The 25,574-nt window shown below is 36.5% G+C and carries 22 protein-coding genes and 1 riboswitch; of the genes, 9 read left to right on the top strand and 13 right to left on the bottom strand.

All coding sequences use genetic code 11. The annotated features are described in order from the left end of the window. Positions 1 to 204 precede the first annotated feature (204 nt). Together Q9306_RS15975 and Q9306_RS15970 are read right to left on the bottom strand one after the other, a co-directional pair. Complete coding sequence (locus Q9306_RS15975; RefSeq protein WP_306200261.1) at positions 205 to 1,428, bottom strand: MFS transporter; 1,224 nt, start codon at positions 1,426 to 1,428, stop codon at positions 205 to 207. A gap of 64 nt (positions 1,429 to 1,492) precedes the next feature. Further along, positions 1,493 to 2,539, bottom strand: a complete 1,047-nt coding sequence (locus Q9306_RS15970; protein WP_306200259.1) for a SagB/ThcOx family dehydrogenase — start codon at positions 2,537 to 2,539, stop codon at positions 1,493 to 1,495. A 1,024-nt stretch (positions 2,540 to 3,563) separates the two neighbouring features. Here Q9306_RS15970 and Q9306_RS15965 point away from each other — a divergent pair. Next, positions 3,564 to 4,229: an aquaporin gene (locus Q9306_RS15965; protein WP_306200258.1), complete on the top strand. Its 666-nt coding sequence runs from the start codon at positions 3,564 to 3,566 to the stop codon at positions 4,227 to 4,229. Positions 4,230 to 4,305: 76 nt separating this feature from the next. Here the strand turns inward: Q9306_RS15965 and Q9306_RS15960 are convergent, their stop codons facing one another. Continuing rightward, complete coding sequence (locus Q9306_RS15960; RefSeq protein ID WP_306200255.1) at positions 4,306 to 5,412, bottom strand: M20 peptidase aminoacylase family protein; 1,107 nt, start codon at positions 5,410 to 5,412, stop codon at positions 4,306 to 4,308. 201 nt (positions 5,413 to 5,613) lie between these two features. Between Q9306_RS15960 and Q9306_RS15955 the strand changes: the two genes are divergently transcribed. Genes Q9306_RS15955 through Q9306_RS15945 form a run of 3 tightly spaced genes read left to right on the top strand, consistent with a single transcriptional unit; the run spans position 5,614 to position 7,654 of the window. Then, positions 5,614 to 6,723 (top strand): mandelate racemase/muconate lactonizing enzyme family protein, encoded by a 1,110-nt coding sequence (locus Q9306_RS15955; protein WP_306200253.1) that lies wholly within the window; start codon positions 5,614 to 5,616, stop codon positions 6,721 to 6,723. Positions 6,724 to 6,736: 13 nt separating this feature from the next. Next, complete coding sequence (locus Q9306_RS15950) at positions 6,737 to 7,432, top strand: N-acetyltransferase (RefSeq protein ID WP_306200251.1); 696 nt, start codon at positions 6,737 to 6,739, stop codon at positions 7,430 to 7,432. A gap of 21 nt (positions 7,433 to 7,453) precedes the next feature. Then, complete coding sequence (locus Q9306_RS15945) at positions 7,454 to 7,654, top strand: ATP-binding protein (RefSeq protein WP_306200278.1); 201 nt, start codon at positions 7,454 to 7,456, stop codon at positions 7,652 to 7,654. Between the two features lie 425 nt (positions 7,655 to 8,079). On the opposite strand, the gene Q9306_RS15940 is transcribed toward Q9306_RS15945, so the two are convergent. The 8 genes from Q9306_RS15940 to rlmD form a co-directional block, all read right to left on the bottom strand. Beyond that, entirely contained in the window at positions 8,080 to 9,066 is a 987-nt protein-coding gene (locus tag Q9306_RS15940; RefSeq protein WP_306200249.1) for an ABC transporter permease, read from the bottom strand. Then, positions 9,063 to 9,806, bottom strand: coding sequence for an ABC transporter permease (locus Q9306_RS15935; protein ID WP_306200247.1), 744 nt, complete (start codon positions 9,804 to 9,806; stop codon positions 9,063 to 9,065). The genes Q9306_RS15940 and Q9306_RS15935 overlap by 4 nt, the downstream gene beginning before the upstream one ends. A 12-nt stretch (positions 9,807 to 9,818) precedes the next feature. After that, a complete protein-coding gene (locus Q9306_RS15930; protein WP_306200244.1) occupies positions 9,819 to 10,757 on the bottom strand; it encodes an ABC transporter ATP-binding protein in 939 nt (312 codons plus the stop codon). Positions 10,758 to 11,027: 270 nt separating this feature from the next. Further along, positions 11,028 to 11,588: a MarR family winged helix-turn-helix transcriptional regulator gene (locus Q9306_RS15925; protein ID WP_306200242.1), complete on the bottom strand. Its 561-nt coding sequence runs from the start codon at positions 11,586 to 11,588 to the stop codon at positions 11,028 to 11,030. 56 nt (positions 11,589 to 11,644) lie between these two features. Further along, positions 11,645 to 12,352, bottom strand: coding sequence for a M48 family metallopeptidase (locus Q9306_RS15920; protein WP_306200239.1), 708 nt, complete (start codon positions 12,350 to 12,352; stop codon positions 11,645 to 11,647). A gap of 121 nt (positions 12,353 to 12,473) precedes the next feature. After that, positions 12,474 to 13,004, bottom strand: a complete 531-nt coding sequence (locus tag Q9306_RS15915; protein WP_306200237.1) for a YehS family protein — start codon at positions 13,002 to 13,004, stop codon at positions 12,474 to 12,476. Positions 13,005 to 13,439: 435 nt separating this feature from the next. Next, positions 13,440 to 14,417, bottom strand: a complete 978-nt coding sequence (locus Q9306_RS15910; RefSeq protein ID WP_306200235.1) for a tRNA dihydrouridine synthase — start codon at positions 14,415 to 14,417, stop codon at positions 13,440 to 13,442. 128 nt (positions 14,418 to 14,545) lie between these two features. Then, positions 14,546 to 15,922, bottom strand: coding sequence for a 23S rRNA (uracil(1939)-C(5))-methyltransferase RlmD (gene rlmD, locus Q9306_RS15905; RefSeq protein WP_306200233.1), 1,377 nt, complete (start codon positions 15,920 to 15,922; stop codon positions 14,546 to 14,548). A 121-nt stretch (positions 15,923 to 16,043) separates the two neighbouring features. Further along, a riboswitch (purine riboswitch) is annotated at positions 16,044 to 16,145 on the top strand. A gap of 179 nt (positions 16,146 to 16,324) precedes the next feature. Here rlmD and Q9306_RS15900 point away from each other — a divergent pair. The 5 genes from Q9306_RS15900 (at position 16,325) to Q9306_RS15880 (ending at position 22,286) form a co-directional block, all read left to right on the top strand. Next, positions 16,325 to 17,521, top strand: a complete 1,197-nt coding sequence (locus Q9306_RS15900; protein ID WP_306200231.1) for a NupC/NupG family nucleoside CNT transporter — start codon at positions 16,325 to 16,327, stop codon at positions 17,519 to 17,521. A 285-nt stretch (positions 17,522 to 17,806) separates the two neighbouring features. Continuing rightward, positions 17,807 to 18,091: a hypothetical protein gene (locus Q9306_RS15895; protein ID WP_306200229.1), complete on the top strand. Its 285-nt coding sequence runs from the start codon at positions 17,807 to 17,809 to the stop codon at positions 18,089 to 18,091. 250 nt (positions 18,092 to 18,341) lie between these two features. Continuing rightward, entirely contained in the window at positions 18,342 to 19,460 is a 1,119-nt protein-coding gene (locus tag Q9306_RS15890; RefSeq protein WP_306200276.1) for a polysaccharide deacetylase family protein, read from the top strand. A 409-nt stretch (positions 19,461 to 19,869) separates the two neighbouring features. Then, positions 19,870 to 20,961, top strand: a complete 1,092-nt coding sequence (locus tag Q9306_RS15885) for a polysaccharide deacetylase family protein (protein WP_306200227.1) — start codon at positions 19,870 to 19,872, stop codon at positions 20,959 to 20,961. A 95-nt stretch (positions 20,962 to 21,056) separates the two neighbouring features. After that, a complete protein-coding gene (locus tag Q9306_RS15880) occupies positions 21,057 to 22,286 on the top strand; it encodes an aminopeptidase (RefSeq protein WP_306200224.1) in 1,230 nt (409 codons plus the stop codon). Positions 22,287 to 22,330: 44 nt separating this feature from the next. Here the strand turns inward: Q9306_RS15880 and Q9306_RS15875 are convergent, their stop codons facing one another. Together Q9306_RS15875 and Q9306_RS15870 are read right to left on the bottom strand one after the other, a co-directional pair. Further along, complete coding sequence (locus Q9306_RS15875; RefSeq protein ID WP_371932391.1) at positions 22,331 to 23,740, bottom strand: NAD-dependent succinate-semialdehyde dehydrogenase; 1,410 nt, start codon at positions 23,738 to 23,740, stop codon at positions 22,331 to 22,333. A gap of 246 nt (positions 23,741 to 23,986) precedes the next feature. Then, positions 23,987 to 25,363 carry a sigma-54 interaction domain-containing protein gene (locus Q9306_RS15870; RefSeq protein WP_306200220.1) on the bottom strand — a complete coding sequence of 459 codons (1,377 nt, stop codon included), beginning with the start codon at positions 25,361 to 25,363 and terminating at the stop codon, positions 23,987 to 23,989. Positions 25,364 to 25,574 lie beyond the last annotated feature (211 nt).

Genomic DNA, 25,574 nt, shown 5'->3' with positions numbered 1-25,574 from the left:
GAAAAATAAATTTGACCTTTTCAGGGGAGCTATCGTATCCACTGTTACATCTAATTTTTCAACATATAAGTCGCTGCTACACAGAATACAAAATGACCTATACTCGCTATCTCCCTTTGTTTTAAATCTTGCATGTGGCAGGAAAAAGCACTGACCGCTTCTATGCATGGCCAAATGCTCTCGTCCACCTAAAAGAAGAATTAGTTAAACATCAGAATAATTATTTGTATTCTCGGTTGTATAACTTTTAGAGTTTACCTTAAAATCAATTATAATAGAAAAAACTAGAGTAAGAGTACATATACCTAACAAAATCATTAAACTTCTATATCCTATTTGATCTAGTAAAAATCCAATTAACACCAAGCATAGTTGCATAATAGTTCGATCTAACATTGTTTTAAATGAAAAAAATCTTCCATGAATACTTGAAGGAACTTTTTGTTGGGCGTATGTGTATAAAAGAGGATTAAACATGCCATATGCCAAACCAAATACACTAAAAGAGAAAATAGTTAGATAAAAGTTTGTCAATGATAATAAAATTTGAGCTATACCCATCAAACAGCAAGCAAATAAAAGGATACGCACTTGTTTTTGATATCGTTTTATTACTTTTTTGATAAATAATCCTGCAATTAATATACTTGCCCCTTCCATAAAATAGAGTATGCCCATGATTGAACCCGGTTGTCCCTTTCCAATCTCAATAACAAATAAATTAAAGCCAGAAATAAAGATTAGAGGGATAATGGATAATGCAAGAACTACTTTAATAGAATGATTCTTGATAATAACAGGGAAAATATCCTTAAAATTAGTCTTAAGTTTTTTAGGATTCAATTGTACATCGTTTGGAATGACTAATAAAAAATTGATCAAGTATAAGGTCACATAAGCAATAAGAGCAATAATAAATAATGTATATAGAGGAGCGACTGTTAATAAAAGACCAGCTAATACAGCTCCAAAAATTCTTGATAAAGTGATAATATTTATATTGATAGCATTAACCGTAATTAAGTCATCTTCTTTAACTAAAGCTGGCAATATTGTTTGTATAGTGGGATTAAAAAAAGAAGCCGAGCAGCCAATTCCTATGCTATAGATAACCATCCAATAAACTGACCCTGTATATATGGCAACTAACATTGATAAAACAGATGCAATTCTCATCAATCCGACTAATTGTAATACTTTTAATTTAGAAGTAGAATCTATATAACGTCCTGCATAAGGACCTATTATAACCCCAAGGACACCACCAATAACAAGAAAAAAAGCCTGAAGAACATGAGATTTTATATGTATTTGTAAAAATTGCAAATTACCAATTGTACCGAACCATATCCCTAATTGAAAGACTAGTTGACTTCCTAATACAATACATAAATTTTTATTATGTATGATGGCTTTAAAGGATTTCATCTCAAATCCTCTCCTCTAAATCTAAAATCTCTACCATGTTTTTTAGCTTCATCACTAATATGTCCTATTCCAGAAAGTCCGCAAATAATTTTTTTTCTTTATCTATACCTAGCCTTTCTTCTACTAATTCGTCTTTAAGATGTCCAGTAAAAAATGCACCTAATTTTAACCATGAAGCAACTAAATAGAAAGTTTGACTTAAATGACCTACATCCATCATAACAATACGATATACCCTTGGAGTTTTGTATTTCCACATAGGTCGTTCTAAACATGCTGTATAAAAAAAGAGTACAGATGCACCTTTTACATATTTCTGTCCTGCAGCCATATCAATAATATCTGTTATTTTTTCTTTGTTAATCACATTCAATGAATGATTTTGAACATTGTAGTGATATAAACCTTCTTTTATTCCTGTTACGTTAGATATATAAGGGTATACTTCTATAGGATGTCTAGCACCACCAGAAGGGCTCGTTTTAAAGAAAGTTGCACCAACTCCAAAATCTCTTTTACAAGACTGTGCTCCCCAAACAAAATAAAGAATTGAAGATAATTCAATTAGAGTAATAGGTTTTTCTGAGAAAGATCGTATAGTTTGTCTTTTCAAAAGGACATCTAGGAAGCTTCCTTCTTTTTTAAAATCAGGAGTAGGTAATGGTATTTCTTCTACATTATCATATATTTTATATATAGACGGTGCTTTTACATTTTGCTTCTTATTGATTAATCTTTCATAGTCTTGATTTACATCTAAATAATTATCTTTATGAAGCAGTCTTCTATTAAAATGAAAGTATTTAGCAGGCGTTCCCCATTCTTTCCAATTTGTAAGCTTCATATCCTCTGGACTTTCTTTTTCTATTAATATATGGACTTCTCGAAGATTTTTAATTATTTCCGTCATTTCGTTTCTTGTTAAAGATAAAGTTTGATCTTTCTGTAGCTGTAGATACGCACTATCAGGGTCGTTCCATTCTTTGAATAAACCTAAGATAGGGAAAACCGAAAGCTCTAGGCTATATTGTTCGTGTCTAACAAAATCATCTATTATGAGATGACCATTTTTCCAAAAATATATCATATTTTCAGATATTTTCAACTTCATATCAATGTCTCCCTACTTAAAAAATATGTATATCTTTTTTAACAATAAATGACTGCCCTACTAGAGCAGTCATTTAAGCAATTCAATTATTTTGATGGAGAAGTCTCACCATGTTCTGAATTAACACGATTTGTGTACTCGCTTTCGCTAGGTTTAAAAATTTTCATTTTTCTCATCTTCTCTCATTAATTAGAAAATTATCACAATGTATATTTTTCCATAAAAGAGTTTTCTTGTCAAATTATAGTTTGAAAATAATATTTTTTTAGAATTTTGAAACCAATAAAAAACTAGGTTATGAAAAAATAAGATTTAAAGATTGTTTTTTGTGCTTAGTCTATTTGAAAATTTGGTTATCGGAGTGTAAGGTTCAAATGTGCCAGAAAGCGCAAAGTAATTATAAAGCTGATGTCACATTATTAAAGTAACTAATTCAATACCTATTTACCCAAAACAATTGTCTTTGAGAGTTTATCCCGCATTAACGGGCAGTAAGACCCCCACCTCAAGATTCAGAGAGAAGCGAAGAAGATAGGTGGGGGATAACTGCCCGTAAAAGCCCGATTGGTTCAACTAACCATCAGTGGGGGATGAAGAAAACCCCCACTGATGGAAGTTTCACTTTATTTGTAAAGGTATAGAAAATTTACGAATATCTTTTTATAAGGAATAAACCTATTTGTAAAAGTGTACCTTTTCTACCTTTTTAAGCTTCAAAGATAAAGTTATTCCGTCTACACGTCCATTTCATCTAGAATCAGAATATAATAATTAAGAATTATTTTTCTTATATCTTAGAACTATTTTTCATATATATTATTCTCTTCTGGTCAACGGACCAACGATTCTAGATATTTCATTTTTATCTTTAAAATGAAGAACCACAAGAAATCCACTAAGAGACAATTCGGATCAAGCTCCCTTGTCTTGAATTATTCGAATAGTGGTTTATTATCGTTTACGCTTTAAATGGCTGATACTTATGTTATAATTACGTCTCATGCGTATCAACAGGAGGTAAATTATGGTAAAAAAGACAATCGCTGAATTTATTGGTACATTTGTACTTGTATTATTCGGAACTGGAGTAGCTGTAATTGGTGGTGGAATTGAAGGGATCGGAACACTGGGAATCGCAATGGCGTTCGGATTATCTATCGTCGCAATGGCCTATAGCATCGGAACAGTTTCTGGATGTCATATTAATCCAGCAGTATCAGTTGCTATGTTTATCAATAAAAGAATAGACGCAACAGAACTTATCTATTATGTATTAGCTCAGATTGCAGGTGCTTTATTAGGGACTGTAACACTAATAACGATTTTAAAATCTACTACTCTATCTTTAGATAATTTAGGACAAAATAGTTTTGGAAGTTTAGATGTATGTGGAGCATTTTTAGTAGAATTCATTTTAACATTCGTGTTCATTCTAGTTATTGTTGCTGTAACGGGTAAACAAGGAAATCCTGCTTTAGCTGGACTTGTAATTGGTTTCACATTAGTATTAGTTCACTTATTAGGTATTCCGTTAACTGGAACATCTGTTAACCCTGCACGCAGCATTGCACCAGCTATATTCGTTGGCGGCGAAGCACTCTCTCAACTATGGGTATTCATCGTTGCTCCAATCCTTGGTGGCATTGTAGCAGCTCTTGTAGGGAAATTTATTTTAAATACTGAAAAATAGAATCTTCAGTATTTATGAGATAAAAAAACAATCCTCTTTTAATGAAGGATTGTTTTTTTACTTTTATTCCATCTTACTATTTCAAAACTTCTAATACCGTGTTCTTCAAGATTTCTACGCCATCTAATATACAGGATCGATCAAATGTCATGTGAGGATGGTGTAACCCCGGTTTTAAATTCGCACCTAATCCTAGCATTACTGCTTTTAAATGAGGCTTTTTCACCGTATAATAATGAAAATCATCACTTCCCGCTGTGCGAAGCGGCGGAGTGCAGCCCTCTACTCCATATGTTTGCAGAATTCCCTTACGAAGGAACTGTTCCGCTTCTTCTGATACTACTGCTCCAGGTACATAATCGACCCAATCATAAGAAATCTTGACACCCATTGATTCGGCTGATTGAATCACGTGTTCGATCTTTTTCTTTAACTCTTCCAACAATCCATTGTTCTCTGCCCTTACATCTAAAGCAAAATGAGCGTTCCCAGGAATAATATTTAAACTTTCACCGCCTGCTTGGCATCTCGTCATTTTAACGGAATAAGAAGATTGCGGCGAAAACCATATATTTTTTAGTCCCATATTAATCATCGTAACGACATCAATTGCGTTCGTACCTTGATGTGGGCGTGCACCGTGAGCATCAGTTCCAACGATATGAGCTTCTAAAAAGTCAGCTGCCCCGTGCCGAATAGATGGTGCTGCTTGTTTCAATGATAATTCCTCTATTGGCCGTAAGTGAATGCCAAATAGGAAATCAACATCATCCACAACACCTTTCTCCACCATTTTGAGAGCGCCGCTTCCCTTTTCTTCTGCCGGCTGGAAAATAAATCGAACTGTTCCCGTTTGCCAATTCGCTTGTTTTAACTGTAAAATGAGCCCCATCACAATTGTCATATGCGCATCATGACCGCATGAATGATTTGCTTTAAACTCTCCATCCACCTCTTGCCATAATGCGTCCATATCACCTCGAACCGCAACAACCGGTTTCCCGCTCCCCATTTCTGCGATTACACCAGGACAATCATCAAACGTTTTATAGGAAATGCCTTCTGCCTCTAAAAATTTCGTAATATAGGCAGTCGTATTATATTCCTTCCAGCTCACTTCAGGATTCTCATGTAAATGTTGAAAAATCTCGCTTAACCGATCCTGCAAATCTATTTTTTTCACCGTCGTGCTCTCCCTTCTCACATCGCAACCATTTATTCATAACAATCATGTTTCCCCAAAACATATTCAATATTCTTTTAAATGTCAAGAAATAAACACTGATAATTCATAATTGTCCTCACATTTCTTTTGAAATATAATATGAGAAAACACTGGGAAAGAAATTCACAAAAGCATTGTAAACAGAAAGGGGTCTTTTCATTGAAAATTACAGCCGTTCATCTTTATGCCATTCGTTTGCCACTGCAAAATCCGTTTATTGTAAGCTACGGCACATATCCTGATATGCCTTCTATTATTGTCAAAATCGAAACAGATGAAGGCATTGTCGGTTACGGAGAAGGAGTAGCTGACGAACATGTTACAGGCGAAACGTGGGAAAGTACCTTTCATATTTTAAAACACACATTAGCTCCTGCCTTATTAGGTAAGAACCCAATGAATATCGAGAAAATACATGACATCATGAATCAAACCATTTACGGCGTACCTACTGCCAAAGCTACGCTTGATATCGCTTGCTTTGACATAATGGGGAAAAAACTTGGACAACCTGTGTATCAACTCATCGGCGGGCGCTATCATGAAGAGTTCCCAATTACGCATGTGTTAAGCATCGATACTCCAGAAAACATGGCAGAGGAAGCGGCTTCTATGATGAATAAAGGATACCAATCCTTCAAAATGAAAGTCGGCACAGATGTAAAAAAAGATGTGGAAAGAATTGAAGCTGTACGTGAACGAGTCGGACTTGATATTGCCATTCGTGTTGACGTAAACCAAGGCTGGAAAAACAGTGCGACAACATTAACTGCATTACGTTCGCTAAAACATTTAGACATCGACTGGATTGAACAACCTGTTATCGCCGACGATATTGACGCAATGGCTTACATTCGCTCCAAAACGGACCTTTCGCTTATGATCGACGAAGGTTTAAAAGGGCCACGTGAAATGCGTCAAATTATTCAAAAGCAAGCAGCTGATAAAGTAAACATTAAACTAATGAAGTGCGGCGGAATCCACCCAGCTGTCAAACTAGCCCATCAAGCAGAACTGGCTGGAATAGAGTGTCAAATTGGCTCTATGGTCGAGTCCTCTGTCGCCTCTTCCGCAGGATTCCACGTCGCTTTCTCGAAAAAAATTATCACAAGCGTCGAACTAACAGGACCTCTAAAATTCACAAAAGATATCGGAAATCTCTCTTACAACGTACCGTTTATTCGCTTAACAGAAAAACCGGGACTAGGCGTTGATATCGATGAAAATATATTAAATGAATTAACTGTTTTTCAAGACATAGTTCGGTAAAGGAGGCCACCGCTTGAATATTCTATATGAAGGAACGTTGAAACAAACAAAACAATCATTCAAAGTTGCAACATTATCTTCAGAGTACATCGAACAAATCTTATCCGTACAAGATGCTGTCATTGAAGCGCTCGAAAACAAAGAAAACTTGCAGCCTCTTACAGTAGAAGAATTTGAAAATATATTAAGCGGAAATGGCTTCATGATCGGTGCATTCGTAGGCGAACAACTCATTGCCTTTCGTGCGCTCTTAGTTCCGCCGCTGGATGAGGAGCATTTAGGATTGGATATTGGTTTAACAGGTGAGGAATTAAAACGTGTCATCTATCAAGAAGTATCAAATGTTCATCCAGATTATCAAGGAAACGGACTTCAAAAAATATTAGCGAAAGTGATTATGGAGCAATTAAAACAGTCTGATCACAACTATGGATATGTTTGCTGTACTGTTGCACCTTTTAATATTCCTAGTTTAAAAGATAAGTTTGCGCAAGGGATGGAGATTGCTGCGCTGAAGGAGAAGTATAGCGATCGGTTACGGTATGTTTTTGTGAAAGAGTTTCAGGGTGAGAGGCAGAAAGAATGGATGAATGTAGAAAAGCTTCTTATGGGTGATATTGCTGGGCAGAAAAGGTTGCTGGGGGATGGATATCGTGGGTATGAGATGGAAGATCAGGACGGGGAATATTGGGTTTGGTTTGGGAAGTAGAAATATAGCTCTTACTCCCTAATATCTGGATGTGTTCTTGTTTCGGCTTTTAACACTTCAACTGATCTAAAAAATGCAGATGAACAAACAGAAGGAGTCGGCCTTGGCATGAGCATCGCTAAACAAATCGCTACTCTCCATGGAGCTACATTAGAAGTACATTCCGAAATTGGAAAGGGAAAAAAGGTGGATATATGCTTACCAAAAGCTTCCTCGTTATGATGAGGAAGCTTTTGGTTATATATAACGGCTTATACCACGAGCGTATTATGAAATTCTTTTGGAACAATCTTTACCGCTGTTTGTAAAGACTTCCGTATATAATTGTTAATGGCACTCTTCATTACAATTGATTTATAGTAACTACTCAGCTATACCTTTTAGAAATTTAGAAAAGGGTATGATTCTAGTGAAGATGTGTCTCTCTATTACTTATAAATTCATTTTTTGGCATATAGACTGCTGTCATGCAAACCGGGCAGGAGCCTGCACGTATTGTCTACTTTTATTTTCAAACCTTGCACGTGGCAGGAAAAGGCACTGACCGCTCCTATGCATCGCCGTCCCTCTCGCTCATTTTAAAAAATGCTTTTCTGCCTTTTTTTCATAAAGTAACTGCGTAGTTACGATTTATAAATCATTTAAAGTTAATACATCCCTTGCTTCATTTTCCTTTTAGTAATCATACTCCCAAAGAGCCAAAGTACAACAATCCAAGTAAGTAAATATATAAGCTGTCCTTTAAACTCTAATAGGTCATGTCCATTTTCTATTCCTTGAGCCAACGTCATGTATGATTTTTGTGGTAAAACGTTACAAATCTTATTTAAAACTGTATTTTCCCCTGTAAAAGAAATATAGCAGCCTGATAATATACAAGTTATAACATAAATTCCACTGGCCACTACAGAGTAGTTATGTTCAATAATTGTTGCAATGAATAAAGCTAATGCCGTTGCGAGGGCACAAAGAATTCCTATTAATATCGCCAACATTCCATAACTAAATCCGATGTCTACATTAAAAGCAACCTTTGTGATAATGAGCGCTAAATATGACGGTATATAAAGCCATAAGAATGTAAAAATCCCATGTGCAAAAATATATTGCCTTTCACTTACCGGCGCCGTTAATACACGTTTGAAGATTTTTTTATCCCTGTCCTCTGTATAAAGGGTTATCAATGCAACACCTTGCATGAAAAGGATCATTAAAATAAATCCTAAAACGTTTGTTCCAACACCTCTTTTCTTGTTTTCTACTTGCTTGTTTTCTGAAATTTCACCTGTTTTAAAAAAGGTTTCTATAATTTTTTCATCATTTTTGTTTTTTAAAGTTGTTATATCATAGTTGCCATTATTTTTCTCTTCCACAATGGCAATATACTTTCCCGAAAGAAGCTCTGAAATGGCTGGTTTTTTATTGATTACCTCAATTTTAATCCTATTATCTTTTGGAATGCTCTGTTCATTATTTGAAATAAAAGCTATGTTGCCCTTTATATCTGTTTTTTCCGTAAAAAATACTGCAAGTCCAATCATAATTGGGATAACTATAAATGCCACTATGATCACCACTTTTTGGGCTAAAATCCTATTAAAATTATTTTTAAATATGTGAATTACATTCATCATACATACTCCTCCGGCTTAAAAGTTATTTGACATACTATCATGCAAACGATCGAAGCAAACAGCAAAAAGGAAAGAGTAGGTATATACGTGCTGAAGTCATGGTCATAAATAACCTTAAAGGCACATTCTGTAACCCACTTTATTGGCGATATATAGGATATTTTCTCTACGATTTTTCCGAGACTTGCTATAGGAAAAAAGCTGCCACCAAAAAAGACAAACACTAATATTGGAATTTGCATGACTGAATTTGCAACTCCTTCATTTTTGAAAATACTACAGAACATTGTGCCGAGAGAACAGCCAAATAGTGTCAGCATATTCATTAACAGCATGATGTATAGAAAGTTTTCCTGCCCAAAATTAATGTGAAGGAGATATTGACCTACAAACAATATGACACTGTATGAAATAGTGCCTAACATATAAGTAGAGATTAATTTGGATAAATATATTTCTGTTTTAGAAACTGGTGCATATGTAATGCGGGTATTCCCCATCTTAACCTTTTCTTCCATAAACGTATTCGTAGCTGTCATGGCAATCAATAATGCGGTAAAAATCATCATCGTGACTCCGTAATAATCATAGGAACTTATCGGCCCTGAGCCATAGCCACCTTTTGTTGCGAACCCCATAACTCCTATGAGTATAAATGGGAATATCGTATTGGTAATTAACAATGCTGGATTTCTAAGGATATTCATAAAATCAAATTTTATTATTTTTATAAAGTTCATCTATGTATCCCCCTAATCCCTTAAACTTCTTCCTGTCAATTCTAAGAAAGTAGTTTCTAAAGATGCCTCTTTACTACTCATGCTTTCAATTTCACAACCACTTGCCAACATTAAAGATATAATGCTATTTAGATTATCATTGGATTTTTCAGCAGTTATCTCAAGCATATTCTCAAGTAATTTAACCTTTGTTATCCCATTCATTTCATACAACTGCTGTTCACTTAATCTATTTAAATTTTTAACACAAAAATAATAAGTAATTTCATCACTCACTTTTTGGTTTAATTCTTCTTTTGTCCCCTCTGCAATAATCTTTCCCTCGTTCATAATAATAATTCGATCACAAATTGCTTCCACTTCTTCCATGTAGTGTGTGGAATAGATAACCGTTGCGCCTCTATTTTTCAATGTTTTAATTGATTCTAAAATATGATTTCTTGATTGAGGATCAATACCCACTGTCGGCTCATCCATGATAATAAGTTGTGGCTGATGGGCAATTGCACAAGCAATATTTAATCTTCGTTTCATACCGCCTGAAAAGGTCTTGGGCTTATCGTCTTTTTTATCATAAAGCCCTACTAGTTCCAAAGCCTCCTTGACTATACTATCTAGTTGTTTTCCTTTTACTTTATAAAGACTTGCAAAAAAACGTACATTTTTCTCGGCAGAAATTTCTTCATAAATTGCTAAATCCTGAGGAACAATTCCAATCCCCTGTTTTATCGGTTTTACATCTTTTCTTAAGTCATGCCCCAAAATCGTTATTTCGCCATTATCAGCTGCTAATACAGTAGCCAAAATATTTATCGTTGTACTTTTCCCTGCTCCATTCGGACCTAATAATCCAAGGATTTCCCCCTTATTAACTACAAAATTGATGCCATCAACAGCTTTTTTCTCATGATAATTTTTTTCTAGTTTTTCAACCGTAACAATACTGTTCATTTTTCCATCCCCCTCATTTAGACAATATAATGTCTAAATGAACGATATCACAATAATCTTTATTGGTCAATATACTGTCTTTTTTAAGACGGATGCCGTCACCTATTATAAATACCAATTGGAAAACCAACATCCGTTTCTTTTTAGGCGGGAGCATTACTACCCGCAAATAGCAGGAGTTGAATGTAGGAAAATCAAAACGAACTTAAATTTAACAAAATTAAAAAGCCATAAACTTAATTATGACTTCTTCGTTTCTTTACTATGTTTTTATCTTTTCTCATTTCTAGAATGGCTTCTTCGTCTTTCAAATTCCTTTAATAGTCTCGCCTCCACGTCCTTCACATCTTCACCCATTTCTAATTCAACTTCTTCTTCAAAGCCATCTTGCTCCTCACCGTCAAAAGAATACAGTCTCTTCAATAACCGCCACAATATTTCCATTTCTTCAGTTTTGAAATCTTCAAAAAGATCTAGAAAAAAATTAATTCCACCTTCAGCACATTCCACTGCTACTTGTTTTCCAGCCTCCGTAATTTTAACATTAACAGCCCGTTTATCCTTTTGACTTGGCACAGTCGTAACATATCCTTTATTTTCTATAATCGTTATCAGCTGTTTCACACTCTGTTTCGTGGTACCTAACTTTTTAGCAATATTGTTAATTGTTGTTTCATCTTCCGGCAAATGAGCTATTGCGATCATTGTCATATACTGTCGCGATGTTAATTTGTCATAGTATTTATCGCCTTGTACCTGAAGCTTATTTGCAAGAGAAAAAAGTGTTCCGTAAGTTTGCTGCATTAAAAATAGCTCTCTATAAGTGTCCATAATATCCCCTTTCTTCTTAGACATTATATTGTTTAAAATGATAATAACATAACATGCTAAACAGTCATCTTCCAACTTGATAACGCTAACCAGTTTTCCATTTCCTTATAATCAGGCATTATCTTCCCGACAAGACGCCAAAAAGATCGATCATGATTTAAATGAACCATATGGCACATTTCATGAACGACTACATAGTCAATTACCTGCTGTGGTGCCATTGCTAGCTTCCAATTAAACGTTAACTGTAGATTTGAATCACAAGTTCCCCATGTACGGCTACTATCTGTAATACGAATGGAACGCGGCTTTGTTTTAAAGTTACTTTGATAGGATTTGATACTCTTCTCTACTAACACTTTACACTGCTTATAATAAAATCGTTTTAAAGCTTGTTTTATTTTCTCATCTTCAAGCTCTTTCACATATATATGCAGCTTACCTCCTTCAAATACAGCCTTGTCCTGCTCAATGCTTGCATCTTGAGAAATCTGTATCGGATACGTGTTTCCTAAATACAGAAAGCCCTCTCCTTGATCATAAGCCTTTTCCTGTGGTCCAAGCACTCGCTCCTGCATTTCCTTACGTGTTTTATGAATCCAATCCCATTTCTCCTCTAACAGCTGAATTATATATTCAACAGGTGTACCTTTCGGAGCTTGCACCTCAACATTTCCATAAGAATCTACATAAAGACGTACTGATTTTTTCTTCTTATAATTTATATGAAAATTAATTGTCTCACCTAAATATGTATGTATCATTTCATCACCTAGCGTATTTGTTCATTATATTTTTACAAATAAAAAAGAGTAGGCTACAAACATCCTACTCTATCTATTATATCATTTACTGTTTCAACATAAATGTTACAAAGCTTATTCATTAGCCTCTATACTTTACAGCTAATCCCTTTACAAAATTCCTTGCGTATCTATCGCCGCACTCTTTGTAATTTTTATGGCCTTTCTTTCTTAATAGAGCGCCTAACTCTCCTTTTGTCACCTTAACTCCTACGCTATCTAATATATCTAGTACATCCTCACTCGTTAATGATAGTGCTATTTTCATTTTCTTTAAAAGAAGGTTATTGGCACTTTCATTACTCTGTAAAGGCATCGCTTGTTCAGCTGGTTGCCCTGGTTTCGGATCTTGCTTTCCTCTTTTTAAAGTAATAAATCCATTTAAAAACGACTCTAACATCATCATATCGCATGTTAATACGTAATCATCTTCGACTACATCAGCATTTTCAGCTTCATGTTGTGGACTTTTCTTTACTTTTGTAAGCATATCAACTACTTCTTCTTTCGTTACTTCCATACCACCAAGTTTAAATATTTCGACCATATCTATATCTTTTATATCCATAGCATATCTTACTCTTTTTAATATATCATTGTTGCTCATTGCCATTGTTTTTCCTCCTGAAATGTTAAATATAATAATGCTTTTAGCATGTATAAATTAATGTCGTTAAATTAATACTTTAACATTTTAGAGGTAGGTTTTGTAGTCTTACCCGACCTTTTCTTCATCATTGTATCTATGGATCGCTTACGTGTTTGTTGTATGCCTATAAAAAGATTTCTCTCATAACATTAACTAAAAGAAAAAAACAGTGCTTTGATTTCTCAAATACACTGTTCTTTTCCAGATCTACGCTTATTTTAAACTCAACCAGGCCACACACTCCACATATCCAGAGTGTAGGTACTGGTGGTTTTATTACATTCTTAAGACCTTCTTCTTTCAGAAAACAGACTTTCTCAAAACAAAAGTTGTCGGCTGACTGAATAAAATAAGTACACATGATTCGATGTAATTCAGTTCCCTCTAACTTTTTGAGAGTTACATCATTTCACTGTCCCCGTCTTTTTCAAATTTATCAAGCAATGCACGCACTTCATCTGTTGATTTCGTGTTCATCAATTGATTTCTTAATTCAGCAGCTCCATGGAATCCTTTTACATAAATTTTGAAAAAGCGATGAAGCCCTGTGATTGAACGTGGCAGTACTTCCGCATATTGATCTTGAAGATCAAGCTGTAGTCTTAAAAGATCAAGGTGTTCTTTACTGCTATGCTCTCTCGGCTCTTTTTCAAAAGCAAACGGATTTTTAAAGATACCTCGTCCGATCATAACGCCATCAATACCGTACTTTTCAGCAAGTTCCATTCCAGTTTGACGATCAGGGATGTCTCCATTGATTGTTAGTAGCGTATTTGGTGCGATACGGTCACGTAATTTTTTGATCTCCGGAATTAGCTCCCAATGCGCATCTACCTGGCTCATTTCTTCTCTTGTACGTAAATGAATAGAAAGGTTCGCAATATCCTGTTTTAAAATATGCGTTAACCAATCCTCCCACTCATTTAACTCTTTAAAGCCAAGTCGTGTTTTCACGCTGACAGGCAGTCCGCCCGCTTTTGCTGCTTGAATAAGTTCTGCCGCAACGTCTGGACGCAGAATAAGGCCACTACCTTTCCCTCTCGATGCCACATTCGGTACAGGGCAGCCCATATTAATATCGATGCCTTTAAATCCTAGCTCTGCCATGCCAATACTCATTTGACGGAAATATTCGGGATTATCCCCCCAAATATGTGCCACTATTGGCTGTTCATCTTCTGTAAAAATCAAACGGCCACGCACACTTTTCATACCCTCTGGATGACAATAGCTATCCGAGTTTGTAAACTCTGTGAAAAATACATCCGGTCGACCGGCTTCACTTACTACGTGACGAAAAACAACATCTGTCACATCTTCCATTGGTGCAAGTACAAAAAATGGTCGTGGTAAATCACGCCAAAAATTATCTATCATTTCAAACTCAAATCCTCTCGTTGTGAAAATCGGCAATGTTTATTTTAACTAAAATCGTTCCTGAATGGTATTTTTATAAACAAAAAAGCAGATGTTATAGATCTTTTCTATATCAACTGCTTTCCTAATTATACTAACTCTAACCAAGCCACACACTCCACATGCGTAGTATGCGGGAACATATCAACAGGCTGAACTTCCTGCGTCTTATACCCACCTTCTTCAAGCACTTTCAAATCACGAGCAAGTGTCGCTGGGTTACATGATACGTATACAACACGCTTTGGCTTCATGTCGATAATTGTGTTTAGTAATGCTTCATCGCAGCCTTTACGAGGCGGGTCGACAACGATTGTGTCGGCGATGATGCCTTGTTTGTACCAGTTTGGGATGACTACTTCTGCTTCTCCTACGCCAAATTCGACGTTTGTCATGTTGTTTAGTTCTGCGTTTCGGTTTGCGTCTTCGATTGCTTCTGGGACGATTTCAACGCCGTATACTTTCTTTGCTTTTTGCGCTAGGAATAAGGAGATTGTTCCGATGCCGCAATATGCGTCGATGACTGTTTCGTTTCCATCTAGTTTTGCGTACTCTAGCGCTTTGTCATATAGCACTTTCGTTTGCGCCGGGTTTACTTGATAGAATGAACGTGCTGAAATGGCAAATTTAATATCGCCAATCAAGTCATAAATATATTCTGATCCGTGCAGGACTGTTGTTGTATCGCCAAAAATGACGTTTGTACGCTTGTTGTTTACGTTTTGGACGATTGATTTTACGCTTGGGAACTTCGCCGTGATTTCTTCGATGATTGCTTGTTTGTTTGGAAGTTCTGCCGTGCGTGTGATAAAGACAAGCATGATTTCCCCTGTAACTTGTCCGTAGCGAGCCATGACGTGACGAAGCGTGCCTTTGTGGCGTTCTTCGTTGTACGCTGTTATGCCGTGCTTTTCACAAATGCGTTTTACTTCTTGAATTAATGTATCGTTTTCTTCCGCTTGGATTAAACATGTTTCCATATTGATGATGTCATGCGTTCCTTGGCGGTAAAATCCAGCGACAAGTCCGCCTTCACGTTCGCCAATTGGTACTTGTGCTTTGTTTCGATATACCCATGGATGTTCCATGCCAAGAACAGGGTGAACCGGTACATCATGTAGTCCGCCGATGCGCTGCATTACGCCTTGCACTTGTTTTTCCTTTGCTTGTAGTTGTCCTTCATATGTTAAATGCTGAAGCTGACAACCGCCGCACTGATTATATACTGGGCATTCTGCGTCTTTGCGATATGGGCTTTCTTTATGAAGCTTCATTAAACGACCAAAGGCAAAGTTCTTTTTCACTTTAATGATTTTAATTTGCGCTTCTTCACCTGGTAATCCGTTTTTGACGAAAATAGGATAGCCTTCTACTTTCGCAACACCGGCACCGTCATGTGTTAAATCTTCAAACACTACATCTATAAACTCGTTTTTTTCAACTGGTGGCGTCATTTTGTTAACCATTTTCCGACCTCTCTTTTTTCATAACACTGCGTTACATTTTACCATATTCCCTCGCTCTTTAGCCATTGGAAGAAAAAATCTATTGACGACAATTCTTTATAAATGATACGCTACTACTAATTGCATACGGATGGTGTTACCTCATATATACTTGATGATATGGATCGAGAGTCTCTACCTGGCAACCGGAAATTGCTGGACTATGGGGAAAACTAATGAATATTAGCTTTTTTATTATATATATAAAGACTCATATTGATTAGCTTTCTCGCATAGAAGAAAGTCGATCTGTATGGGTCTTTTTTTTATTTTATTTTAAAGGTCAGACATCGTACGTATGACTTAGAACCTTTGAGGATAACTCATCTATTTACTTAACAGCATCTGAAAGGAGCAAATTTTGTGCACTATGTAATGAGTATTATCGGCATTCTTGCCGTATTAGGAATTTGTTTTGCTTTCTCTACCAACAGAGCAAAAGTGAATTTCCGCGCTATTATTATTATGCTTGTTTTCCAAATTTTAATTGGTTGGTTTGTATTTGGAACAAAGACTGGTCAGCAAATCATCGTTTTCATCGGTCAAGCCTTCAATAAATTAATTAAACTTGGTACGACAGGTGTAGACTTTTTATTTAACGGCATTCATAAAGATTTTGTCTTTTTCTTTAATGTATTATTAATTATCGTCTTTTTCTCTGCACTACTTTCTATTTTTAGTTATCTCGGTGTTTTACCTTTTATCGTTCGCGTTGTTGGCGGTGCGATTTCAAAAATTACAGGTTTACCGCGTGTGGAATCGTTCCACGCTGTAAACTCGGTCTTCTTTGGATCAAGTGAAGCATTACTTGTTATTAAAAATGATTTGCAGCATTTTAATGCAAACCGTATGTTTATCATTTGCTGTTCGGCAATGAGTTCTGTATCAGCTTCTGTCACAGCATCTTATGTAATGATGTTAGATACAAAATACGTATTAGTAGCCTTGCCGCTAAACTTATTCTCTAGTCTTATCGTTTGTTCATTATTAACACCAGTTGATACGCTTCAAGAAGATGAAAAGCTCCAAAAGTTCGATAAAAATATGTTTGGCAACAGCTTAATCGATGCAATGATTAACGGTGCATTAGACGGTTTAAAAGTAGCTGGAATTGTTGCGGCATTAATGATTGCTTTCATTGGTGTAATGGAAGTTGTAAACTTCGTAATCTCTTCTGCTTCAGGTGCGATTGGTTATAAAATTACACTACAACAAATCTTCGGTTACATTCTTTCACCATTTGCGTTCTTAATGGGAATTCCAGCACATGATGTTATTTCTGCTGGCGGTATTATGGGAACAAAGATTGCATTAAACGAATTTGTTGCGATTTTAGATTTAAAGAAAATCATGACAACATTATCCCCGCGCACAGTTGGGATTGTGACAGTATTCTTAATTAGCTTCGCAAGCATTAGCCAAATCGGCGCAATCGTTGGTACAATTCGTGCTCTATCTGAAAAACAAGGGAGCGTTGTATCACGCTTTGGTTGGAAACTCCTTTGCGCTTCCACATTAGCTTCTATTTTATCTGCGACAATTGCAGGGTTATTTATTTAACTGTGTGAATAGCTTCCTATTTTTAAAATAGGAAGCTATTTTTTATTTTCTTCACAAAACATATATATAAATCCAAATTTTTTTTTTACATATAGATTGCTACTATGAAAAAAGGAACCTGCACTTGTTTGCTCTTTTTGGTTTTCGCTGCGGATGTTCTTTTATGGTGAAACTTTGCAATAGAACCAATCAGCATTTGCCTAAAAAAATTTTTGGTATATATAATAACCTTATAGATATGGTTAACATTCTATTCATATAAAAAAATTGAAAAGAGGTGGTGCTTTGAACAAGTGGGCTATATTATCTCTATCATGTGTACCTTTTGCTCTTCTAACTGTATGGAATGAAGCTACATTAGAAATAGGCGGCTCAGCAAATATCTTTTGGAAAATCGGGATATTTGCACCTCTTGCAGGGGCTATATTTGCAGCTGGGGCCGTTAAGACTTATCAACACGTTATGCTTGCAATGTTTAATTTAAGTTACTATATTGGGTTTATATTGTATGCAATATATGAACAAAACTCCAAATTCATAACAATGACGTTTGCTGATCTCCTTATGTAATTAACGAGATGGCAAACAGAGAAATTTTGATTCCATTTTTCTACATATAGTTACTACTATGTAGGACAGCTCCCCCCCTTAAACAGAAAGAATCTTTTATGCTATTTTTTAACTGATATAAAAACATCCCCCTAATAAATCACAAAAATTCAGTATCCTTGCCGTAATTATCCAAAAAAGGATATTCCCCTCTCCATTTGAGAGTGATATGATTAACAAGGATATAATACACAATAGAAGGATGGATATGATGAAGAAATACGCACTATTGGCTTTACTTTCTTCTACTATTCTCGTAGGCTGTAACACTAGTGTAACTAGTGATAAACAGAAAAAAGAGGCAGCTGCCGAGAAGCAAAAAGAAACGAAGAAAGTTGAAGCGAAAACAGTCGACGTTCCTTTAACACAAGGGAATGTAACATGGGAGCCTTTTGCACCTGATGCAAAAAACACTGTGCTCTATATGAACAATTTAAAGGATGCGTTTACAGAAGTACAATACCACGTTTGGCGCACTGCTGATGGCCCTGAAAGCAAACAAACATTTTCCTCAAAGGAAAAAGAACATAATTTTGCTTTCCCATTCCACTTAAAAGCTTTCAATTTGAAACGCGGAGAGTATCAAATTGAAACAACGGGATTAAAAGAAGATGGCTCACAAGTACCTCTTGCGAAATCTACAATTACATTCCAACAATCTGTACCAATTCTAATGTATCATGCAATTGAAAAATACTCTGGACCGGGTGACGGTGAGTTAGGTTTGTATGTACCGCCAGAACAGTTCGAATCACATATGAAATACTTAAAAGATAACGGGTATACATTGCTGACTTTTGAACGTTGGGGTGATATCAATCGTGTTAATAAGCCTGTCTTTATCACGTTAGATGACGGGCGAAAGAATAATATGAATGCCCTTAGAATTTTACAAGGTTTAAAAGATGATAAATTCCAGCCAGCAGCGACAGAGTTTATCGTTGCCAATGATATTGATGCACCAAATCGTCTTTCCAAAGATGAAATTAAACAGATGGTTGATTCCGGTATTTTCTCTATCCAATCGCACACATCTACTCATGCGATGATGGCCTTTTCAAACAATTACGATGAAGAATTACGCGTTTCAAAAGAGAAAATTCAAAATCTTACTGGTCAGAAAATCATTGCTCTTGCGTATCCAGTAGGTTCTTATAACGATCAAGCTGTTGCAGAAACAAAAAAATACTACGAATTTGCCGTAACAACAGATCATGGCAATCATCTGACAAAAGGTTCACCGAACGAGCAATATTTAATTAAACGCCATTTTGTCGGACCTAAAACAACAATGGGTGAATTTACAGCATTGGTAAGAGAGCGCAATTAATGATATAAAGTGAAACTTTAATCAGTGGGGGTTTTCTTCATCCCCCACTGATTATCAGCCCTCACCAATCGGGCTTTTACGGGCAGTTTATCTCTCACCTAACTTCTTAAGAAAAGCGGAAGTGGCTCGTTCAGAATGTGAGGGGGATGGAGCTTCTGACGTAGAGGTGCTTTTTACCTCGTAGGAAGAAGCGAAGCCACCAAACATTCTAGCCACTGGAGCTGGACATTGCTTTCGCCAAATTTTGAGGTGGGGGTATTACTGCCCACGAATAGCGGGATACATGCAAATTCCTGCCGCATAACAACGACTGATATGTGGAAAAATGAACATGAATTTATATATTGTAAGGCTGTTTTTATGAACAAAACAGCCTCTTCTTATACTTTGAGTAAAGGATGCTTATACTATGAAAAAATATATTTCTACTATACTACTCTCTACTCTGTTCATCGCTGGTTGTAGTAATTCGACGCAAACAGAACCGAAAAAAGAAGCGACGGCTTCCAAGCAGCAAACAGCTAAGAAAACAGAAGAGAAAGTGCAGCCGCAAGGATCCATTTCGTGGAATCCGATTACACACGAATCAACAAATACTGTTATCTATACAAAAGATGTAAAAGATCCCCTTACAGAGGTGCAATATAAAATTTGGCGCACTGCGGATGGAAAAGAAAGTGTAAAAACATTTTCTTCTAAAGAAAAAGAAAATCATTTTTCTTTACCGTTTGATCTGAAAGAGTTTGAAGGAAAACGCGGGGAATATCAAATTGAAGCAACTGGTGTAAAGGAAGACGGAAAAACGATTCCACTTACAAAATCAGCAATTGCCTTTCAGCAGCACGTACCGATTCTCATGTATCATGCGATTGATGATTATAAGGAAGGCGACGGTATTAAAGACCTATTTGTCTCCCCTGCCAACTTTGAAGCGCAAATGAAGTATTTAAAAGACAACGGCTATACACTTCTAACTTTTGAACGTTGGAACGATATTAACAAAGTAAATAAGCCGATTTTCGTTACATTTGATGATGGGATGAAAAACAATTTAAACGCGTTTCATATTTTACAAAAGCTGAAAGATGACAAATTTAAACCAACTGCAACAGAGTACATGATTGCCGATTCTATCGATACAGAAGGTTCTCTATCTACAGCTGATATAAAAGAAATGGTAAACTCCGGCATTTTTTCTGTTCAATCTCATACAGCAACACATGCAGATTTACCAAAAATCACAAACTATGAAGCAGAGTTAAAAGGTTCGAAGGAGAAACTCGAAAAAGTTACTGGAAAACCTGTTATGGCGATTGCTTATCCATTTGGCCATGTAAATGATCAAGTTGTTGCAGAGACGAAAAAGTATTATCAATTTGCGACAACAACGAAACCTGGACAATTTATTACAAAAGGTGAAGCAGATGAGTTATTACGCATGAAACGTGTCCGTATTCATAACAACACGACTGTAGAGCAGTTTGCCTTAGCAATTAAATAAGAAAATAGACCTCGATTACAATCGGGGTCTATTTATAAATTCAGAATTTTCCTGTATTATGGATATAAGAAATATTTAAACAAAGGAGAATACATATGTCATTTGAGCAAACGTTAGAAAAGTACGCTTCACTAGCGGTAAATATCGGAGTTAATATTCAACCGGGACAAACATTAAGTATTGGTGCACCAATTGAAGCTGCCCCGTTCGTTCGTCTTGTTACAAAAAAAGCTTATGAATCTGGAGCAAAACATGTATACGTTGACTTTGTAGATGAGCAATTATCACGCTTAAAATTTGATTTAGCACCAGAAGAAGCGTTTGCTGAATTCCCTGCTTGGAAAGCACGTGCACGTGAAGAACTAGCAAAAGAAGGCGCAGCATTTATGTCTATTTACGCAGAAAATCCTGATTTATTAAAAGGTGTAGATCCAAAGCGTATTGCGAGCGCAAACCGAGCAGCTGGAGAAGCGATGAAAACAGTTCGCGAATATATGCAAGCTGACAAAGTAAGCTGGTGTGTAATTTCTGTTCCAACAGTAGAATGGGCGGCAAAAGTATTCCCAGATGTACCAAAAGAAGAGCAAGTCGCAAAATTATGGGATGCGATTTTCCAAGCTACTCGTGCGAACTTAGAAAATCCTGTTGAAGCATGGAACGAACATAACGATAACTTACATACGAAAGTACACTATTTAAACGATAAACACTATAAAGCATTATCTTACAAAGGACCAGGCACAGATTTAACAATCGAACTTCCTGAGAAACATTTATGGGTTGGTGCTGGTAGCGTTAACGAAAAGAATGTACCATTCATGGCAAACATTCCAACTGAAGAAGTATTTACAATGCCATTAAAAACAGGCGTAAACGGCTATGTAACAAGTAAAAAACCATTAGTATATGCCGGAAATGTAATTGATAACTTCACACTTACATTTGAAAATGGACGCATTGTAGACTGTAAAGCTAAAGTTGGCGAAGAAACATTAAAACACTTAGTTGAAACAGATGAAGGTTCTCACTTCTTAGGAGAAGTTGCATTAGTACCGCACGATTCACCTATTTCGAATACAAATATTTTGTTCTACAATACATTATTTGACGAAAATGCATCATGCCATCTAGCAATCGGTAACACTTATGCTTTCAACTTAGACGGCGGTAAAACAATGTCAAAAGAAGAACTTGCAGAAAACGGTGCAAACTCTAGTATTACACACGTAGACTTTATGATCGGTTCTGGTGAACTAGATATCGATGGTATTACAGCAGATGGTACTCATGAACCAATCTTCCGTAAAGGGAATTGGGCACTTTAATAAGAATAAAAAATCGCATCAACGTTTTCGTTGATGCGATTTTTTTATAGTCCTAACGAAATATATTTAATTTCTATATACTCTTCAATGCCAAAGTGACCACCTTCACGGCCGATACCACTTTCTTTAAATCCACCAAATGGCGCTTGTGCAACCGATGGAAGACCGTCATTTAAACCAATAATTCCGTATTCCAATGCTTCACTAATTTGAAACGCTTGGCTAATATTCGTTGTAAAGACATATGCTGCTAGGCCATACGGCGTGTTATTCGCACGCTCAATGACTTCTTCAGCTGTTTTAAATTTCGCAACAGGTGCAAGCGGCCCAAATGTTTCTTCTGTCATACATAACATCTCATCATTCGCTTCACCGATTACAGTTGGCTGAACAAAGTGACCATTTAATTCTGCAACCTTTTGCCCTCCGTTCAGTACCTTTCCACCCTTTTGAATGGCATCTTCTATATGTTCTTGTACTTTTTCAACAGCTAATTGATCGATAAGCGGCCCGACAGTTGTCCCTTCTGCAAAACCGTCACCTACCTGTAATTCTCCTACAGCTTTTTGGAACTTCTCTACGAAGTTTTCATATACATCTTCTTGCACAAACACGCGATTTGTACAAATGCACGTTTGACCAGCATTACGGAATTTCGAACCGATTACCGCTTCGACAGCTTTATCTAAATCCGCGTCATTCATTACAATAAACGGTGCATGGCCACCTAACTCTAGGGAAACTTTTTTCATTGTTTCTGCCGCACCGCGCATTAATTCTTTACCAATTTCCGTTGATCCTGTAAAGGATACCTTTCTCACACGTCCATCATTCATCCATGTATCCGCAATTGCTTTCGCGCTGCCTGTTACAATGTTTAAAACACCTTTTGGAATGTCTGCTTCATGCGCAAGCTCAGCTAATTTTAATGCTGTTAATGGCGTTTGGCTTGCTGGTTTTACAACTGCCGTACAACCAGCCGCTAATGCAGGCGCTACTTTTCTTGTAATCATTGCTGCCGGGAAGTTCCACGGCGTAATTGCTGCTATGACACCAACAGGTTGTTTCGATACAAGGATTCGTTTATTCGGGTGAGAAGCAGGGATCATTTCACCATATACACGCTTTCCTTCTTCCGCATACCATTCTACAAAACTATTTGCATAGTTTACTTCACCAAGTGCTTCCGCAAACGGTTTTCCTTGTTCCTTTGTCATAATAGCGGCAATTTCTTCTTTATGCTCATCAATTAATGTAAACCACTTTTTCAATTTGTTCGCACGCTCTGCTGCTGTTAACTTTGACCAAGTCTTAAATGCATCATGCGCCGCATCCACTGCTTGCTTCGCCTCTGTTACCCCGCCTTTCGGAACAGTAGCAAACACATATTGCGTAGCAGGATTGTTAATTTCAATTTGCTCATGCAAATGAATCCACTCTCCATTTATGTACATCGCTTTCTTATCTAACATTGCTTTTTTATCCAATTTGTTCGTCCTCCCTTATATTTACTATGATATACCTTTTTATGTAACATAAAAAATGAGATGCTCGCGACCTCGCAAAACACTACATAACCCGCTCTCGCTTCCTCCTTTTGTTTTAAACATGGCATGTGGCAGGAAAAGGCACTAACCGCTACCATGCATGGCCAGTTGCTCTCGCCCCCTCCAAAAAAGGCGGTTTTTATGTCGGTTTTCTCAATTTATATTTATCGATACTTCTTCCTCTTCAATAAACTTTTTAATTTTTCTCGTTGCTGCCGACTGACTAATTTTTAGCGATTCCGCTACTTTATAGCTTGACCCGTGCACTTTATATGCCTTTAAAATAATGCTGCGCTCTACTTCTTCTAACATTTCATACAAACTTTTCCCCGATTGCTCAATCGTCGATTTTTGCATAGATAATGGTAAATCGTCCATTGTTACAAGCTCATCTGCAGTAATGACAACACGTTCCATTACATTTTCTATTTCGCGGTTGTTTCCTTCCCACGGATATTCTAAAAATGCATGCAACACATGCGGGGATAATGTCACATTGCGCCCATACTTCTCGTTAAAATGCTGCAAGTAATACGAAACGAGTGGTAAAATGTCTTCCTGCCTCTCACGTAAAGGCGGAATATAAATAGGAATAACGTTAAGGCGATAATATAAATCCTTTCGAAACGTTCCCTGCTTCACCATCTCTTGCAAGTTTCTATTTGTTGCAGCTACAATGCGAACATCTACTTTTTTTAATTCTCTGCCTCCGACTGCACGAAACGATTTTTCTTGTAATACTTGTAAAAGCTTCGCTTGAATTTCAAGAGGCATTTCTCCGATTTCATCTAAAAAGAGCGTTCCTTTATGAGCCAGTTCTAAAATCCCTTTTTTCCCTTCACGATGCGCGCCTGTAAAAGAACCGCCTGCATATCCAAACAGTTCGGATTCAATTAAATTCGTTGGCAAAGCGGCACAATTAATTTCATAAAACATTTCATTTTTCCGATGGCTTAGTTCATGTAAATGGCGTACTAGTCGGCTTTTCCCAACTCCGGTCTCTCCTAAAACAAGAACTGTACTATCGACTACAGATACCTTTTTTATTGTTCCAACTATTCTCTCCATAGCTGCACTTTTAAAAATAAGTCCTTCATGTTCATATGTTTCTCGTAATTCTTTTTTATACGTTTTTAATTGATCGGTCATTGTCTCTACCTGCTGACGCAATTGATAGAGCTCTGTTAAATCACGCGAATAGCTAATGACCCTCCGTAAATTGCCCTGGTCATCAAAAACTGGTCGCGTACGAACATGTAAATATTCTCCCGATTTTATTGTTTGCACAAGTTCAATCGGCTTCTGTTTTTCAATCACCTCAAGAGTTGCCGACGGATAAAAAATCCCGTCCTTTTGCAGCTCTTTTACGCTCTTACCAATTAATTGTTCCGCCGGTAACTGGTAATGTCTTTCACACATGCTGTTTACACGAACAACAATGCCTTTCTCATCTGTTACAAAAATTTCATCAAAAGCGTATTCAAATACATCTTTCAAATCCATAAACGCTCGTTCCTTTTCCGCCACCATCCCAGTCACTCCCTGAGGTTTAAATATTTTAAAAGTTTCATAACCCTGTGTTGAAATACCTCAGAGTTACTAATATGCAAACACGTCCAATTTATATAATGCTTTCTTATCATTATATAACAGGGAGAATGGGAACAGTGGCAAACAAGTTTTTAAAATATAGATTTAATACAGCTTCAAGTACGGTCAAATACTCTTAAAAAGAAAGAGG

Source organism: Bacillus multifaciens (assembly GCF_030756675.1).
Taxonomy (GTDB): domain Bacteria; phylum Bacillota; class Bacilli; order Bacillales; family Bacillaceae_G; genus Bacillus_A; species Bacillus_A multifaciens.
Note: the sequence above shows the minus strand (reverse complement) of the source record. Positions and strands in the feature narration are given on the sequence as shown.

What these genes read in the sequence shown, in the direction of transcription:
- Q9306_RS15975 (WP_306200261.1), bottom strand. Translation starts at nt 1,428, where the DNA reads ATGAAATCCTTTAAAGCCATCATACATAATAAAAATTTATGTATTGTA.
- Q9306_RS15970 (WP_306200259.1), bottom strand. Translation starts at nt 2,539, where the DNA reads ATGAAGTTGAAAATATCTGAAAATATGATATATTTTTGGAAAAATGGT.
- Q9306_RS15965 (WP_306200258.1), top strand. Translation starts at nt 3,564, where the DNA reads ATGGTAAAAAAGACAATCGCTGAATTTATTGGTACATTTGTACTTGTA.
- Q9306_RS15940 (WP_306200249.1), bottom strand. Translation starts at nt 9,066, where the DNA reads ATGATGAATGTAATTCACATATTTAAAAATAATTTTAATAGGATTTTA.
- Q9306_RS15935 (WP_306200247.1), bottom strand. Translation starts at nt 9,806, where the DNA reads ATGAACTTTATAAAAATAATAAAATTTGATTTTATGAATATCCTTAGA.
- Q9306_RS15930 (WP_306200244.1), bottom strand. Translation starts at nt 10,757, where the DNA reads ATGAACAGTATTGTTACGGTTGAAAAACTAGAAAAAAATTATCATGAG.
- Q9306_RS15925 (WP_306200242.1), bottom strand. Translation starts at nt 11,588, where the DNA reads ATGGACACTTATAGAGAGCTATTTTTAATGCAGCAAACTTACGGAACA.
- Q9306_RS15920 (WP_306200239.1), bottom strand. Translation starts at nt 12,352, where the DNA reads ATGATACATACATATTTAGGTGAGACAATTAATTTTCATATAAATTAT.
- Q9306_RS15915 (WP_306200237.1), bottom strand. Translation starts at nt 13,004, where the DNA reads ATGGCAATGAGCAACAATGATATATTAAAAAGAGTAAGATATGCTATG.
- Q9306_RS15910 (WP_306200235.1), bottom strand. Translation starts at nt 14,417, where the DNA reads ATGATAGATAATTTTTGGCGTGATTTACCACGACCATTTTTTGTACTT.
- rlmD (WP_306200233.1), bottom strand. Translation starts at nt 15,922, where the DNA reads ATGGTTAACAAAATGACGCCACCAGTTGAAAAAAACGAGTTTATAGAT.
- Q9306_RS15890 (WP_306200276.1), top strand. Translation starts at nt 18,342, where the DNA reads ATGAAGAAATACGCACTATTGGCTTTACTTTCTTCTACTATTCTCGTA.
- Q9306_RS15885 (WP_306200227.1), top strand. Translation starts at nt 19,870, where the DNA reads ATGAAAAAATATATTTCTACTATACTACTCTCTACTCTGTTCATCGCT.
- Q9306_RS15880 (WP_306200224.1), top strand. Translation starts at nt 21,057, where the DNA reads ATGTCATTTGAGCAAACGTTAGAAAAGTACGCTTCACTAGCGGTAAAT.
- Q9306_RS15875 (WP_371932391.1), bottom strand. Translation starts at nt 23,740, where the DNA reads ATGTACATAAATGGAGAGTGGATTCATTTGCATGAGCAAATTGAAATT.
- Q9306_RS15870 (WP_306200220.1), bottom strand. Translation starts at nt 25,363, where the DNA reads ATGGTGGCGGAAAAGGAACGAGCGTTTATGGATTTGAAAGATGTATTT.